This window comes from Streptococcus sp. 27098_8_86 (assembly GCF_041432595.1).
Taxonomy (GTDB): domain Bacteria; phylum Bacillota; class Bacilli; order Lactobacillales; family Streptococcaceae; genus Streptococcus; species Streptococcus pneumoniae_F.
Window position 1 is genome coordinate 166334 of the sequence record NZ_JAPVZW010000003.1, and the last position, 15949, is coordinate 182282.

Annotated in this window: 20 protein-coding genes; 19 read left to right on the plus strand and 1 reads right to left on the minus strand. The window is 38.8% G+C overall.

What is annotated here, in order from left to right:
• Positions 1–11 precede the first annotated feature (11 nt).
• The 16 genes from O3616_RS04520 (at position 12) to O3616_RS04595 (ending at position 11122) form a co-directional block, all read left to right on the plus strand.
• Positions 12–620: a TipC family immunity protein gene (locus O3616_RS04520; RefSeq protein ID WP_371638214.1), complete on the plus strand. Its 609-nt coding sequence runs from the start codon at positions 12–14 to the stop codon at positions 618–620.
• Between the two features lie 4 nt (positions 621–624).
• Positions 625–1233, plus strand: coding sequence for a TipC family immunity protein (locus O3616_RS04525; protein WP_371638215.1), 609 nt, complete (start codon positions 625–627; stop codon positions 1231–1233).
• 4 nt (positions 1234–1237) lie between these two features.
• Positions 1238–1855, plus strand: a complete 618-nt coding sequence (locus O3616_RS04530; protein ID WP_371638216.1) for a TipC family immunity protein — start codon at positions 1238–1240, stop codon at positions 1853–1855.
• Positions 1856–1859: 4 nt separating this feature from the next.
• Entirely contained in the window at positions 1860–2474 is a 615-nt protein-coding gene (locus O3616_RS04535; RefSeq protein WP_371638244.1) for a TipC family immunity protein, read from the plus strand.
• A 4-nt stretch (positions 2475–2478) separates the two neighbouring features.
• Positions 2479–3090 carry a TipC family immunity protein gene (locus O3616_RS04540; protein WP_371638217.1) on the plus strand — a complete coding sequence of 204 codons (612 nt, stop codon included), beginning with the start codon at positions 2479–2481 and terminating at the stop codon, positions 3088–3090.
• 4 nt (positions 3091–3094) lie between these two features.
• Positions 3095–3703, plus strand: a complete 609-nt coding sequence (locus O3616_RS04545) for a TipC family immunity protein (protein WP_371638218.1) — start codon at positions 3095–3097, stop codon at positions 3701–3703.
• A 4-nt stretch (positions 3704–3707) separates the two neighbouring features.
• Entirely contained in the window at positions 3708–4316 is a 609-nt protein-coding gene (locus O3616_RS04550; RefSeq protein ID WP_371638219.1) for a TipC family immunity protein, read from the plus strand.
• Between the two features lie 4 nt (positions 4317–4320).
• Positions 4321–4935: a TipC family immunity protein gene (locus O3616_RS04555; RefSeq protein WP_371638245.1), complete on the plus strand. Its 615-nt coding sequence runs from the start codon at positions 4321–4323 to the stop codon at positions 4933–4935.
• Positions 4936–4939: 4 nt separating this feature from the next.
• Positions 4940–5554 carry a TipC family immunity protein gene (locus O3616_RS04560; RefSeq protein ID WP_371638220.1) on the plus strand — a complete coding sequence of 205 codons (615 nt, stop codon included), beginning with the start codon at positions 4940–4942 and terminating at the stop codon, positions 5552–5554.
• Between the two features lie 4 nt (positions 5555–5558).
• A complete protein-coding gene (locus O3616_RS04565) occupies positions 5559–6167 on the plus strand; it encodes a TipC family immunity protein (RefSeq protein WP_371638221.1) in 609 nt (202 codons plus the stop codon).
• A 4-nt stretch (positions 6168–6171) separates the two neighbouring features.
• Positions 6172–6777: a TipC family immunity protein gene (locus tag O3616_RS04570; protein WP_371638246.1), complete on the plus strand. Its 606-nt coding sequence runs from the start codon at positions 6172–6174 to the stop codon at positions 6775–6777.
• Between the two features lie 4 nt (positions 6778–6781).
• A complete protein-coding gene (locus O3616_RS04575) occupies positions 6782–7390 on the plus strand; it encodes a TipC family immunity protein (RefSeq protein ID WP_371638222.1) in 609 nt (202 codons plus the stop codon).
• 225 nt (positions 7391–7615) lie between these two features.
• Positions 7616–8662: an iron ABC transporter permease gene (locus tag O3616_RS04580; RefSeq protein ID WP_004255644.1), complete on the plus strand. Its 1047-nt coding sequence runs from the start codon at positions 7616–7618 to the stop codon at positions 8660–8662.
• A 1-nt stretch (position 8663) separates the two neighbouring features.
• Positions 8664–9419 carry an ABC transporter ATP-binding protein gene (locus O3616_RS04585; RefSeq protein WP_371638223.1) on the plus strand — a complete coding sequence of 252 codons (756 nt, stop codon included), beginning with the start codon at positions 8664–8666 and terminating at the stop codon, positions 9417–9419.
• Positions 9420–9438: 19 nt separating this feature from the next.
• A complete protein-coding gene (locus O3616_RS04590) occupies positions 9439–10449 on the plus strand; it encodes an ABC transporter substrate-binding protein (RefSeq protein ID WP_371638224.1) in 1011 nt (336 codons plus the stop codon).
• A complete protein-coding gene (locus O3616_RS04595; RefSeq protein WP_371638226.1) occupies positions 10430–11122 on the plus strand; it encodes an alpha/beta hydrolase in 693 nt (230 codons plus the stop codon). The genes O3616_RS04590 and O3616_RS04595 overlap by 20 nt, the downstream gene beginning before the upstream one ends.
• Before the next feature lie 42 nt (positions 11123–11164).
• On the opposite strand, the gene O3616_RS04600 is transcribed toward O3616_RS04595, so the two are convergent.
• On the minus strand, positions 11165–11914 hold the full coding sequence (locus O3616_RS04600) for a 1-acyl-sn-glycerol-3-phosphate acyltransferase (protein WP_261046327.1): 750 nt from the start codon (positions 11912–11914) through the stop codon (positions 11165–11167).
• Positions 11915–12046: 132 nt separating this feature from the next.
• On the opposite strand from O3616_RS04600, the gene O3616_RS04605 reads away from it, so the two are divergent.
• The 3 genes from O3616_RS04605 to O3616_RS04615 all read left to right on the plus strand — a co-directional run bounded on the left by O3616_RS04605 (position 12047) and on the right by O3616_RS04615 (position 15945).
• Positions 12047–14383 carry a cation-translocating P-type ATPase gene (locus O3616_RS04605; RefSeq protein WP_371638247.1) on the plus strand — a complete coding sequence of 779 codons (2337 nt, stop codon included), beginning with the start codon at positions 12047–12049 and terminating at the stop codon, positions 14381–14383.
• A gap of 100 nt (positions 14384–14483) precedes the next feature.
• On the plus strand, positions 14484–15161 hold the full coding sequence (locus O3616_RS04610) for a tRNA (adenine(22)-N(1))-methyltransferase TrmK (protein WP_371638227.1): 678 nt from the start codon (positions 14484–14486) through the stop codon (positions 15159–15161).
• On the plus strand, positions 15148–15945 hold the full coding sequence (locus tag O3616_RS04615; protein ID WP_371638228.1) for a Nif3-like dinuclear metal center hexameric protein: 798 nt from the start codon (positions 15148–15150) through the stop codon (positions 15943–15945). The genes O3616_RS04610 and O3616_RS04615 overlap by 14 nt, the downstream gene beginning before the upstream one ends.
• Positions 15946–15949 lie beyond the last annotated feature (4 nt).

The following is a 15949-nucleotide window of genomic DNA, read 5'->3' on the forward strand; positions in this document are numbered from 1 at the left end:
AAGGTGACAACATGAAGAAAATCCTAGGCCTAGTATCCTTATTCGTGACGATTGTATTATCCTGTTTCTACTTTTTTATTCATCAACCTAAAAACATTTTTGATGAAATCTACCAGGAGACAGAGAAAACCTATCGTACAAATAATATTTTAAGAAACATAGATGGCTTTAAAATCAGAGCAGGTTGGCCTAATGATAGTGAATACTTTGCATACACCCCTTCAGGGAAGTATCAAACTCATCCTGAAGGTTATAAAGACATAAGTATTGGATTTAACTTTGGTTCAGGTATTAAAGGAATGACGATTCTTTTTGAAAAAAGGATTAATTCGGATATTACCCTATGGTATTTGGCTCACTATAATATAAAAAAGAAAGTCCTTCAAAAGGAGATTGCGATTTTTGAAGAACCAAGGCAACCAGGTCAATATCTAGAGGATGAAGAAAAAATAAGAGAATATCTCAGAAAATATAATATTTCCAAAGAAGAATTAGAGAAGGACTACGACAAAATCATCAACCAGAAAGTCTTGAAAGACTGGTGCTCGATTTATGACAGCAAGTATTCTCCAAGCAACTATGGTGAGGTGAAAGTCGAAACCCAGTGGGAGAATTGGTGATAACATGAAGAAAATACTCGGTTTATTAGCTTTAGTCTTACTAATTGTATTATCCTGTTTTTACTTTTTTCCTAAACAACCTAAAAATATTTTTGATGAAATCTACCAGGAAACTGAGAAAACTTACCAGACAAATAATATTTTAAGAAACATAGATGGGTTTGATATTAAACCAGTTTGGCCAAGCGATGGAGAATTTTTAAGGTATACACCTTCAGGAAATTATAAAAATATTCCGGAAGGTTATCTTGAGCTAAGAATTGGGTTTAGTTTTTATTCTGAAGATGAAATTGGTTCGATATCATTTGAAAAACGTATAGAGTCAAACGTGAGTATAAAAATGTGGACTGTATATTCTCATAAAGAACGCAATTTAAAAAAATTTGTAAAAATAGGTTTAAAGAAAGCAGATACGGAAACTTATATCGAAGACGAAGCTCAGGTGAAATCCTACTTAGAAAAGTACGGTATCACTGCCAAGGATTTGGATTCTTACTACGACGAAATCGTCAACCAGAGAGTCCTGAAAGATTGGTGCTCGATTTATGACAGTAAGTACTCGCCAAGCAACTATGGCGATGTGAAAGTCGAAACCCAGTGGGAGAATTGGTGATAGCATGAAGAAAATTTTAGGTCTAATAGCCTTATTTGCACTAATTGTATTATCCTGTTTCTACTTTTTTACTAGGCAACCTAAAAATATTTTTGATGAAATGTATCAAGAAACGGCAAAAAATTATTTGGGCTATTATAACTTCAATGACTTAAAAAATGTGACAGTAAAAAATCGAAAGCTTTATGATTCGAATATGAATGAAACGGATAAGTATGAATCAATAATAATATACGATGATTCTTCTCTTGGAAGCGATGTGAAGAACTTAGAACTACGGTTTAATTTTGATGGTAGTAGTAAAGGTGTAAATATTTGGTTTGAAAGATATGCTAACTCAGGAGAAAAAATTAACTTTGTCATTCATTACGGATTTAAGAAAAAAGTACTAGTTAAAAAAATTATGATTTATGAAAATAGATCGGAAACATACATCGAAGACGAGGCTCAGGTGAAATCCTACCTAGAGCAGTACGGCATCACTACCAAGGATTTGAATTTTTACTACGACGAAATTGTCAACCAGAAAGTTCTGAAAGATTGGTGTTCTATTTATGACAGCAAGTACTCGCCAAGCAACTATGGAGATGTCAAGATTGAAACCCAGTGGGAGAATTGGTGACAATATGAAGAAAATATTCAGTTTATTGGCTTTAGTCTTACTAGTTGTATTATTTTGTTTTTACTTTTTTCCTAAACAACCTAAAAATATTTTTGATGAAATCTACCATGAGACGGAGAAGACTTATCGGTCAAATAATATTTTAAGAAACATAGATGGATTTAAAATAAGAGCAGTTTGGCCAAGTGATGACCCCAATATTTTGTATACTCCGTTCGGATTATACAACAAAGAGAAAATACCGTCAGATTATTCTGAGATAGAAATTGGTTTTAATTTTCGAAACTCACAGAAGGTTTTGTTCATTTACTCTGAAAGAAGACTATCTTCTAATGTTAGTGTAAAAGTATGGGGAAGCTACAATTATAAATTAGGTATTTTGAGTAAAGAAGTTACTATAATAAAAAAAGAAAATAATTCCAAAGTATATATTGATCAGCAATCAGAGGTAAAATCATATCTAGAGCAGTACGGTATCACTGCCAAGGATTTGGATTCTTACTACGACGAAATCGTCAACCAGAGAGTCCTGAAAGATTGGTGCTCGATTTATGACAGTAAGTACTCGCCAAGCAACTATGGCGATGTGAAAGTCGAAACCCAGTGGGAGAATTGGTGATAGCATGAAGAAAATTTTAGGTCTAATAGCCTTATTTGCACTAATTGTATTATCCTGTTTCTACTTTTTTACTAGGCAACCTAAAAATATTTTTGATGAAATGTATCAAGAAACGGAGAAGACCTATCGGTCAAATAATATTTTAAGAAATATAGATGGCTTTGACATTAAACCAGTTTGGCCAACTGATGATCCTAATATCTCTCAAAATCCATTTGGATTGTATACTAGTAAAAGCAACCCTCAAAACTTTAATAATATATCTATTGATTTTAATTTCAAAAATTATTCTAACGAGCTGTTTGTTTCATTTGAGAAGAAAATATCTGGGGATGTGAAGTTATGGATGATTAGTAAGTATAGCCAAAAAACTAAAATGATCACAAAGTCAATTCAGATAGTATTATCAGGAAATGAGGATAGCTATATCGAAGACGAGGCCCAAGTGAAAACTTACCTAGAGAAGTACGGTATCACTGCAAAGGATTTGGATTCTTACTACGACGAAATCGTCAACCAGAAAGTCTTGAAAGACTGGTGCACGATTTATGACAGCAAGTACTCGCCAAGCAACTATGGTGATGTCAAGATTGAAACCCAGTGGGAGAATTGGTGACAATATGAAGAAAACACTCGGTCTAGTAGCCTTAATCGTACTAATTGTATTATTTTGTTTTTACTTTTTTCCTAAACAACCTAAAAGCATTTTTGATGAAATTTACCAAGAAACGGAGAAAACATATCGGTCAAATAATATTTTAAGGCATATAGATGGGTTTAAAATCAGACCAGATTGGCCAAGTGACGACCCTAATATATCTTATACTCCTTTTGGAAAGTATGAAACTCTAACCAAAGGCTATAGTGATATAACCATTAACTTTAATTTTGGAGAAGGGATAAAGGGAGTGTCGATTCGTTTTGAAAGAAAGACTAATTCGAATATTACCCTATGGTATTCTGCACACTATAATCTGCAAAAGAAAGTGCTCAAAAAGAAACTTGCGATTTTTGAAGAGCCAAGGAAACCAGGCCAATTTATTGATGATGAAGAAAAAGTAAGAGAATATTTAAGAAAAAATAATATTTCCAAAGAAGATTTAGATAAAGACTACGACGAAATCGTCAACCAGAAAGTCTTGAAAGATTGGTGTACCATTTATGACAGCAAGTACTCACCAAGCAATTATGGTGATGTGAAAGTCGAAACCCAGTGGGAGAATTGGTGATAAGATGAAGAAAATCCTCGGTTTAGTAGCGTTAATCTTACTAATTGTATTATCCTGTTTTTACTTTTTTGTGCGTCAACCTAAAAACATTTTTGATGAGATTTACCAAGAAACGGAGAAAACCTATCGTACAAATAATATTTTAAGGCATATAGAAGGTTTTGAAATTAGTCCAGGTTGGCCTAATGATGGAGAATATTTTGCATACACCCCTTCAGGGAAGTATCAAACTCATCCTGAAGGTTATAAAGACATAAGTATTAGCTTTAATTTTGGAGAAGGTATTAAAGGAATGACGATACGTTTTGAAAAAAGGATTAATTCGGATATTACCCTATGGTATTCAGCACACTATAATATAAAAAAGAAAATCCTTAAAAAAGAGCTTGCCATCATTGAAGAACCAAGGAAACCGGGTCAATATCTTAATGATGAAGAAAAAGTAAGAGAATATTTAAGAAAAAATAATATTTCCAAAGAAGAATTAGAGAAGGATTACGACGAAATCGTCAACCAGAAAGTCTTGAAAGATTGGTGTTCGATTTATGACAGCAGGTATTCACCAAGCAACTATGGTGATGTCAAGGTTGAAACCCAGTGGGAGAATTGGTGATAAGATGAAGAAAATCCTCGGTTTAGTAGCGTTAATCTTACTAATTGTATTATCCTGTTTCTACTTTTTTATCCATCAACCTAAAAACATTTTTGATGAGATTTACCAAGAAACTGAGAAAACCTATCGAACAAATAATATTTTAAGGCATATAGATGGCTTTGAAATTAGTCCAGGTTGGCCAAGTGATGGAGAGTATTCTAAATATTATCCGTTTGGAACTTATAATAAAGACCATACCCCAGAAGAGTATTTTGAAGTAGAAATTAGTTTTAATTTTGCTACAAAAACACAGTTAAGTTCAATCTCATTTGAAAAGCGAATCGGGCCAAACGTTAGAGTTCGCTTATGGAATAAATATATTCGTAAGGATCGTGTTTTGAAAAAATTTGTCAAAATAGGTTTGAAGAAAGCAGATACGGAAACTTATATTGAAGACGAAGCTCAGGTAAAATCCTACCTAGAGCAGTACGGTATCACTGCCAAGGATTTGGATTCTTACTACGACGAAATCGTCAACCAGAAAGTTTTGAAGGACTGGTGCACCATTTATGACAGCAAGTATTCTCCAAGCAACTATGGTGAGGTCAAGGTTGAAACCCAGTGGGAGAATTGGTGATAACATGAAGAAAATTCTCGGTTTAGTAGCCTTATTCGTGATAATCATATCATCTTGTTTCTACTTTTTTATCCATCAACCTAAAAATATTTTTGACGAAATCTACCAAGAAACTGAGAAAACCTATCGATCAAATAATATTTTAAGAAACATAGATGGCTTTGAAATCAGACCGGATTGGCCAAGTGATGGAGAGTATTCTAAATATTATCCATTTGGAACTTATAATAAAGACCATACCCCAGAAGAGTATTTTGAAATCGAAATAGGTTTTAATTTTGATACAAAAACACAATTAAGTTCAATCTCATTTGAAAAACGAATTGGGCCAAATGTTAGAGTTAGAATATGGGATAACTATACTCGTAAGGATCGTGTTTTAAAAAAATTTGTGAATATAGGTTTAAAGAAAGCAGATACGGAAACATACATCGAAGATGAGGCCCAAGTGAAATCCTATCTAGAGCAGTATGGTATTACTGCCAAGGACTTGGATTCTTACTACGACGAAATCGTCAACCAAAAAGTCTTGAAAGACTGGTGCACCATTTATGACAGCAAGTACTCGCCAAGCAATTATGGCGATGTCAAGATTGAAACCCAGTGGGAGAATTGGTGATAACATGAAGAAAATTCTCGGTTTAGTAGCGTTAATCTTACTAATTGTATTATCCTGTTTTTACTTTTTTCCTAAACAACCTAAAAATATTTTTGATGAAATCTACCAGGAGACAGAGAAGACATATCGTACAAATAATATTTTAAGGCATATAGATGGGTTTAAAATCAGTCCAGGTTGGCCAAGTGATGATCCAAATATATCCTATACTCCTTTTGGAAAGTATGAAACTCTTCCCAAAGGCTATAGTGATATAACCATTAACTTTAATTTTGGTTCAGGTATTAAAGGGATGTCGATTCGTTTTGAAAGAAAGACTGATTCGAATATTACCCTATGGTATTCAGCACACTATAATCTGCAAAAGAAAGTGCTCAAAAAGAAACTTGCTATTTTTGAAGAGCCAAGGAAACCAGGTCAATATCTTGATGATGAAGAAAAAGTAAGAGAATATTTAAGAAAAAATAATATTTCCAAAGAAGAATTAGAGAAAGACTATGACGAAATCGTCAACCAGAAAGTTCTGAAAGATTGGTGCTCGATTTATGACAGCAAGTATTCGCCAAGCAACTATGGTGATGTCAAGATTGAAACCCAGTGGGAGAATTGGTGATAACATGAAGAAAATTCTCGGTTTAGTAGCCTTATTCGTGATAATCATATCATCTTGTTTCTACTTTTTTATCCATCAACCTAAAAATATTTTTGACGAAATCTACCAAGAAACTGAGAAGACTTATCGGACAAATAATATTTTAAGAAAAATAGATGGCTTTGAAATTAGTCCAGGTTGGCCAAGTGATGGAGAGTATTTTAAATATAGTCCTTTAGGGAAGTATAAGACTCTTCCAGAAGGCTATCTTGAACTGAGAGTTGGATTTAATTTTGAGAAAGCGTATAGTAAAATGTTTGTTTCAGTTGAGAGAAAAATAGCTGATGGTACGAAGTTATGGATGGTCAACAAATATAATCCAAACACTAAAACAATCACAAAGTCAATTCAGATAGTATTATCAGGAAATGAGGATAGTTATATCGAAGATGAGGCCCAAGTGAAATCCTATCTAGAGCAGTATGGTATTACTGCCAAGGACTTGGATTCTTACTACGACGAAATCGTCAACCAAAAAGTCTTGAAAGACTGGTGCACCATTTATGACAGCAAGTACTCGCCAAGCAATTATGGCGATGTCAAGATTGAAACCCAGTGGGAGAATTGGTGATAACATGAAGAAAATTCTCGGTTTAGTAGCGTTAATCTTACTAATTGTATTATCCTGTTTTTACTTTTTTCCTAAACAACCTAAAAATATTTTTGATGAAATCTACCAGGAGACAGATAAGACATATCATACAAATAATATTTTAAGAAACATAGATGGGTTTAAAATCAGTCCAGGTTGGCCAAGTGATGATCCAAATATATCCTATACTCCTTTTGGAAAGTATGAAACTCTTCCCAAAGGCTATAGTGATATAACCATTAACTTTAATTTTGGTTCAGGTATTAAAGGGATGTCGATTCGTTTTGAAAGAAAGACTGATTCGAATATTACCCTATGGTATTCGGCACACTATAATATGCAAAAGAAAGTGCTCAAAAAGAAACTTGCGATTTTTGAAGAGCCAAGGAAACCAGGTCAATTTATTGATGATGAAGAAAAAGTAAGAGAATATTTAAGAAAAAATAATATTTCCAAAGAAGATTTAGACAAAGACTATGATGAAATCGTCAACCAAAAAGTCTTGAAAGACTGGAACTCGATTTATGACAGTAAGTACTCGCCAAGCAACTATGGTGATGTCAAGATTGAAACCCAGTGGGAGAATTGGTGACATAAAGATTCTCACTAATTATATAAACAGGTGGCTCTCTATTTTCAGAGGGCTTTTTATGTTGTCACTTTACCTCGATATACTCAAGTATAATCTTCGGTTACGATTATTAGTACTGTAAGACCAACTATATTTATTTTTCTCATCTTGTTCCATTGTTGAAAATATGGTATACTTTTAATGAGAATTTTCTAAATTTTTAAGATTCTATCAAAGGAGGTTTTCATGCTTTCCAAATTTTCTGGAAGCCGACAAGACCAGCAATTTGTGTTACTCTTAGTTATTTTGCTAGGTATTTTAGGGATTTCTCTCTTTCTAGCAGTTTCAATGGGATCTGTTGCGATTGATCTAGGAGATACCTATCGGATTATTTTGAGCAGGTTAGGATTTCCTCTTGAGATAGGAGAGGTTTCCAAGTCTACTCTTGCCATTGTATGGAACATGAGATTCCCCCGAGTATTGTTAGGTCTGATAGTAGGAGCAGGCCTTTCTATGTGTGGTAGCGTGATGCAGTCTACAGTGAATAATCCCATCGCAGAGCCCTATGTCTTAGGAATATCTGCGGGTGCAACTCTAGGGGCAACCTTGAGCATCATTCTTGGTTTAAAAGTGATGATTAGCCTTGGAGCTTTTCTTGGAGCTATTTTGGCAACAATTGCTGTCCTCATCATTGCCTCTATGCAGGGAAGGATGACGACTTCCAGTCTGATTTTATCAGGAACGGTGGTCAACGCTCTCTTTCTGGCTTTTTCAAACTTTATTATCTCAGTCGGAGCTAATGCGGACAGTGTGATGACCATTAAGTTTTGGACCATGGGCTCGCTCGCTGGGACTTCCTGGGCAGACTTGGTCCTGCCAACTATAGTAGTAGGAATAGCCTTTCTATTTTTCTCTACTCAGTATCGTGTTTTCAATGCGATGATGATGGGAGATGAGGCTGCTTTAACTTTGGGGATTCCCTTACGCTTTTATTGGTATCTTTATGTGACCATGGTGGCTGTGCTGACAGCAGTCTTAGTGGCAACCTGTGGGATTATTGGATTTGTCGGTCTGATTACTCCACATTTAGCTCGAGGGTTAGTAGGAACGAGTTACAAGAGACTTTTTCCTGTTGCAACCTTGCTAGGTGCCCTCTTTGTCATCTGGGCAGACGTACTCTCTCGTATCATCATTCCAAACGCAGAGCTTCCTATTGGTATTTTCACAGCCTTAGTAGGTGCTCCCTTCTTTATCTACATTGTTGGAGGTAGGCGAAGGGAGGTGAGGGTCTGACATGGACTTGATTTGTAAGGATATCCATTTTGGACTGGGAGAGAAAAAAATCCTCAAGGGAGTTTCTCTTAAAGTTGAAGGGAATCAATTTCACACGATACTAGGACCAAATGGAAGTGGAAAAACCAGCCTACTTAAACTCCTCTATCGTCAGGAAAAGGCGGATAAAGGCTTGATAAGCTTAGATGGAAAGCCTCTGGAACAATGGACGATCAAAGAAACAGCCAAGCAAATGGCAGTTGTGACCCAGTTTAACCAGCTGCAGTTTGATTGTACAGTTGAGGAAATCGTCTTGCTGGGAAGAACTCCCCACCTCTCTTTTTTACAGAAGGAAAGGGAAAGAGATTTTACACTCGTTCAAGATGCCCTCGTTAAGGTGGATATGCTGGAGAAGAAAACTTGTCTCTATTCGTCTCTGTCAGGGGGGGAGAAACAACGAGTCTTATTAGCCCGAGCCTTGGCGCAAGAACCGACTCTCTTGCTCCTGGACGAACCAACCAATCACCTGGATATCAGGTATCAGCTAGACTTATTGGCCATTGTGAAAAATCTCAAGGTCAATGTTCTAGCTGTCCTGCATGATATTCAACTTGCTTGTCGCTATTCGGATTATCTCTATCTGATGAAAGAGGGGGAAATCCTTTACCAAGGGACTCCAAAGGAGACCATCACCCCTGAGTCATTGCAAACTGTATACGGAGTTCAAAGTCAGGTGACTTGGACCGAGGACCAGCAAGCCATGATTCACTATTTATAAGAATGAAAAGGAAAACAAGATGAAAAAAACACTAAGCATTTTACTAGTAACAGTAGCTACCTTAACTTTGGCAGCTTGTGGCAATACTACTACAGAAAAAGCTACCACACAATCTAGCACAGAAACAAGTCAAAAGGCTAAAGCAGAGACGACTTATCCATTAACGGTCAAAACCTATGACGCGAAAGGGAATGAAGTCGAACAAGTCTTTGACAAGGCACCTGAAAAAGTTATCACCAACAATCTTTCAACCACTGAAATCTTATTGGAGTTAGGCTTGAAGGATAAAATTGTTGGCATGCTCAATCCAGACAATGCTGTGACGGACAAATACAAGGACGCGATTGCGACTATTCCTCAAATTGGGGATAAAAAAACAGTCTCACAAGAGACAGTCCTTTCTTATGAGCCAGACGCTGTGATGGGTCGAAACATGATGTTTTCTGAAAAATCCTTGGGGACAGTTAGCGCTTGGAATGAAAATAAAATCCCAGTTTATACACAAAAAGCTTCTCTCTCAACGATTCAGCAAGATTTGGGAAATATCGTAGAAGATGTCAAAAATCTGGGAATGATTTTTAATGTTCAGAACAAGGCTAATGAATACGCAGCCCAATTACAAACTAAAATTGACGCTGTTAAGAAAGCAAACCCAGCAAGCCAAGGTGAAAAGAAAAAGGCTTTGATTATGGTTGCTTATAATGATGAAACCTTCGGTGCCTACAAGTCTGCTTTGCAAGAAAGTTTGCTGAACCAACTTGGTTATACCAACGTTGCTACGGGGACATCAGGCTTGACCTTGGAAAACCTCGTGTCAATGGATCCTGAATTGATTATCTATGTAACCAGCGATCGAAATAAAAAATTGGATGAAAAAGCAGTAGAGTTGATGAAGGCAAATGCTGTTTTGGAAAGCGTTCCTGCTATTAAGAATCAAAAAATCATGACCATCTCTTACGATGAGTTGATGGACTATGGTCCAGCAGTGATTGATTCCCTTGAGAAAATCAATGACTTTATCAATAAATAATGAGTTTGATTGGGAAGGAATTCAAGTCAAAATCAGCCTTCCTTCTAACTACGACTCCAATCAAACCTATCCGGCTATTTTATTGAATGATGGAAATTTGGATTTCCTATCGTCCCTTTCTGAATCTATGATTTTAGTGGGCTTGACCTCTAAAAATCGCCTAGACGACTACACTCCCTGGAAGGCATCTGCTCTGAGAGATGGGGCTCCAGATTTTGGTGGTCAGGCAAATGCCTATCATGGTCATTTATTTGGAGGTCTTTTAGACATGTTGCAGTCGCTTTATCGCTTGGATAAAAATCGCCTTGCCTATGGGGGTTACTCACTAGGTGGTTTAGCGGCAGTCTACAGTCTTTTCAGCTTTGACAAGGTTTCCTGTGTCTTTTCGATCTGCGGTTCCTTTTGGTATCCTGATTTTGTGACTTACTGCAAGGCAGAGACAGTGAAAAATTTAGACTGTTTGCTGTATTTACAGAATGGTCAAACAGAAGGAGCGCACCATACTAATCGCTTGGCTCAAGCACCAGCCTATGCTGAGCAGATCCATACCAGTCTTCAAAAACACTATCCGAATGGTCAGTTTGTCTTTGACCCTTATGGGCACCATGAACAAGTAGCTGAACGATTTTTAGCCTTTTCTAGCTGGTTGACCCAAAAATGGAAAATCGAATAAAAGAGTTATCCCTTGGCTTTTGCCAAGGGATTGTTGTATTTTTTAACCAAGAGCCTCTCTCTTTTTATCTGGATTCCATACGAAGCTTGCGATAAAGCTAAAGATGATGGTTAGGATAGCGAGGATAATGGCAAGGATGAGAGCAGGGATGCGGATAAACCACCAGAGTGGGTTTGGTTTTTTATCATTGTGCCATTGTTTCGTTTCTTGGTCCAAACGTTGGAATTCTGTTTGGATACGATTGGCGACTGTTTCAATGCCGTCATCATTCATTTTCTTGATATCTGAGATATCAATTGGATTTCCAAAGTTCATATCGACACGTTCGCGGCTAACCAAGCCTTTCAAGGTCATAGGACCTGTGTAGGTAACCGGCATAATACGGACCTTGGCCATTTTGGCAATCAGGGCAACTCCACCCTTGACATCGTTTGAGTGACGGCTCCCACTTGGAAACATGATGAGAGAGCGATCACTTTTTTTAAGGACATTGATAGGGTATTTGATGGCTGAGGCGCTAGGATTTTCACGGTCGATAGGAAAAGCACCACACATACGGATCCACCAGCCAAAGATACGGTTGGTAAAGAGCTCTTTTTTGGCCATAAAGATAAACTGTTTTGGCTTGGTCGCAAAAGCCATGTAAACTGGATCCCACCAAGTGCGGTGAGGCGCAACCAAAATATAATTTTCATCTTGATTAGGAATTTTATCAGTATTATGATAGTGGGCATTGCCATTGATGGACCATAGGAGCAAGACAACCAATCCACGTAAATAAGTATAAAACATGCGATCTCCTTCGATTATTTTCTTGTTATTATTATACCTTATCAAAGGAGGGCTGGCAAACTTTTCCCTTGACCAGGTCCATATTTGGGATGAGATTAGAATTCTTTTAGAAAAAATGATATGATAGAATTTATGGATAAAAATAAGATTATGGGATTAACCCAAAGAGAAGTCAAGGAAAGACAGGCTAAGGGCTTGGTCAATGATTTTACTGCTTCGGCCAGTACCAGCACTTGGCAAATCGTTAAACGAAATGTCTTTACCCTTTTTAACGCTTTAAACTTTGCCATTGCTTTGGCCCTTGCCTTTGTGCAGGCTTGGAGCAATCTGGTCTTCTTTGCTGTTATCTGCTTTAACGCTTTTTCTGGAATTGTGACTGAGCTACGGGCCAAACACATGGTGGACAAGCTCAATCTCATGACCAAGGAAAAGGTCAAAACCATTCGTGATGGCCAAGAAGTGGCTCTGAATCCTGAAGAATTGGTGTTAGGAGATGTCATTCGTTTGTCTGCAGGAGAGCAGATTCCCAGTGATGCCTTGGTTTTGGAAGGCTTTGCGGAAGTCAATGAAGCCATGTTAACAGGGGAAAGTGATTTGGTGCAAAAGGAAGTGGATGCCTTGCTTTTGTCAGGAAGTTTCCTAGCCAGTGGGGCAGTTTTAGCTCAAGTTCACCATGTCGGTGTAGACAACTATGCTTCCAAACTCATGCTGGAAGCCAAGACCGTTAAACCAATCAACTCTCGTATCATGAAATCGCTGGACAGGTTAGCTGGTTTTACTGGGAAGATTATCATTCCTTTTGGTCTGGCTCTCTTGCTGGAAGCCTTGATGTTGAAAGGTTTGCCCCTCAAGTCATCCGTTGTAAATTCGTCGACAGCCCTACTGGGAATGTTGCCTAAGGGAATTGCCCTCTTGACCATTACTTCGCTCTTGACTGCAGTGATTAAGTTGGGCTTGAAAAAGGTCTTGGTGCAGGAGATGTACTCTGTTGAGACCTTGGCGCGCGTGGATATGCTCTGTTTGGACAAGACGGGCACCATTACCCAAGGAAAGATGCAGGTAGAGGCTGTTCTTCCACTGACGGAAACTTATGGTGAAGAGACCATTGCCAGTATCCTGACCAGCTACATAGCCCATAGTGAGGATAAAAATCCAACTGCCCAAGCCATTCGCCAGCGTTTCCAAGGTCAGGTAGCCTACCCTATGATTTCCAATCTTCCCTTCTCAAGCGACCGCAAGTGGGGAGCCATGGAGTTAGAAGATTTGGGAACAGTTTTCTTAGGTGCACCTGAGATGTTGCTGGATTCTGAGGTACCAGAAGCCAGGGAGGCCTTGGAGAGAGGTTCACGTGTCTTGGTCTTAGCCCTCAGTCAGGAAAAATTAGACCACCACAAACCACAGAAACCATCTGATATTCAGGCTCTAGCCTTGCTGGAGATCTTGGACCCGATACGAGAAGGAGCAGCAGAGACACTAGACTATCTCCGTTCTCAGGAAGTGGGGCTCAAAATCATTTCTGGGGACAATCCAGTTACGGTGTCCAGCATTGCCCAGAAGGCTGGCTTTGCGGACTACCACAGCTATGTCGATTGTTCGAAAATCACCGATGAGGAATTGATTGCTATGGCGGAGGAGACTGCGATTTTCGGACGTGTTTCCCCTCATCAAAAGAAACTCATCATCCAAACACTGAAAAAAGCGGGTCATACAACAGCTATGACAGGGGATGGAGTTAATGATATTCTGGCTCTTCGTGAGGCGGATTGTTCTATCGTGATGGCTGAGGGAGATCCGGCGACTCGTCAGATTGCCAATCTGGTTCTCTTGAACTCTGACTTTAATGATGTTCCTGAGATTCTCTTTGAAGGTCGTCGCGTGGTCAATAACATTGCCCACATTGCACCGATTTTCTTGATAAAGACCATCTATTCTTTCTTGCTCGCAATTATCTGTATCGCCAGTGCTTTACTAGGTCGGTCAGAGTGGATCTTGATTTTCCCATTCATTCCAATCCAGATTACCATGATTGACCAGTTCGTGGAAGGTTTTCCACCATTCGTTCTAACTTTTGAGCGAAATATCAAACCTGTCGAGCCAAACTTCCTCAGAAGATCCATGCTTCGTGCTCTACCAAGTGCTCTCATGGTCGTCTTCAGCGTTCTTTTTGTGAAAATATTTGGAAGTAGCCAAGGTTGGTCTGAGTTAGAAATCTCAACTCTACTCTATTATCTCTTGGGATCAATTGGTTTCTTATCCGTATTTAGAGCCTGCATGCCATTTACCCTATGGCGTGTCCTCTTGATTGTTTGGTCAGTAGGAGGCTTCCTAGTTACAGCTCTCTTCCCAAGAATCCAAGAACTGCTTGAAATTTCAACCTTAACAGGACAAACATTACCTGTTTATGGTGTCATGATGTTGGTCTTTACCGTGATTTTCATCCTGACTAGTCGCTATCAAGCCAGAAAATAAAGAAAGGCTGCAATCTGTGGATTGCGGTCTTTTTAGGTGCAGAAGTGCTAGTTGAAATGTGGTATAATAAGAGGTAATAGAGTTTGGAAAGTGAGAGAAGATGATTTCAAAGAGATTAGAATTGGTGGCTTCCTTTGTGCCACAGGATGCCATTTTGCTAGATGTGGGAAGTGACCATGCTTATCTGCCTATCGAGTTGGTTGAGAGAGGCCAAATCAGAAGTGCCATTGCAGGTGAGGTGGTGGAAGGCCCCTATCAGTCTGCGGTCAAAAATGTTGAGGCTCACGTCCTAAAGGAGAAAATCCAGGTTCGTTTAGCCAATGGCTTGGCTGCCTTTGAAGAGCCTGACCAAGTGTCGGTCATCACCATTGCAGGCATGGGCGGGCGTTTGATTGCTAGGATATTGGAAGAAGGCTTGGACAAGCTAGCTAATGTAGAGCGTTTAATCCTCCAGCCCAATAATCGTGAAGACGACTTGCGTATCTGGTTGCAAGACCATGGTTTCCAGATCGTAGCAGAGAGCATCCTAGAAGAGGCTGGCAAGTTTTACGAGATTTTGGTGGTGGAAGCTGGACAAATGAAGCTATCAGCTAGTGATGTTCGCTTTGGACCCTTCTTGTCCAAAGAAGTCAGCCCAGTCTTTGTCCAAAAATGGCAAAAAGAAGCTGAGAAGCTAGAGTTTGCCCTCGGACAAATCCCAGAAAAAAATCTGGAAGAACGTCAAGTTCTAGTAGATAAAATTCAAGCCATCAAGGAGGTTCTCCATGCTAGCAAGTGAAGTAATTAACGCATATGAAGCCTTTTGTCCTCAGGAATTTTCCATGGAGGGAGACAGTCGTGGTCTGCAAATCGGAACTCTAGACAAGGATATCCAAAGGGTCATGGTTGCTCTGGATATTCGTGAAGAGACGGTGGCAGAGGCCATTGAAAAGGGTGTGGACTTGATTATCGTTAAGCACGCGCCGATTTTCCGTCCCATCAAGGACTTGGTAGCTAGCCGTCCGCAAAATCAGATTTACATCGACCTGATTAAGCATGACATCGCAGTTTATGTCAGCCATACTAATATTGACATCGTTGAAAATGGCCTTAATGACTGGTTCTGCCAGATGCTAGGCATTGAGGAAACGACTTACCTACAGGAGACAGGTCCAGAACGTGGAATTGGTCGTATTGGGAATGTTCAGCCTCAGACATTTGGGGAATTGGCCCAACATGTCAAGCAAGTCTTTGGTCTAGATAGTCTTCGAATGGTGCATTATCAAGAGAGTGATTTGAAGAAGCCTCTTTCAAGAGTTGCCATTTGTGGTGGAAGTGGGCAGTCATTCTATAAGGATGCTTTGGCAAAGGGGGCAGATGTCTATATCACTGGTGATATTTACTACCACACTGCCCAGGATATGTTGTCTGATGGCTTGCTAGCATTGGACCCAGGTCACTATATTGAAGTGCTTTTTGTGGAAAAAATTGCAGCACTACTTACTCAATGGAAGGAAGAAAAGGGCTGGGATATTGATATCTTGCCTAGTCAGGCATCGACCAATCCTTTCCACCATATCTAGTTAG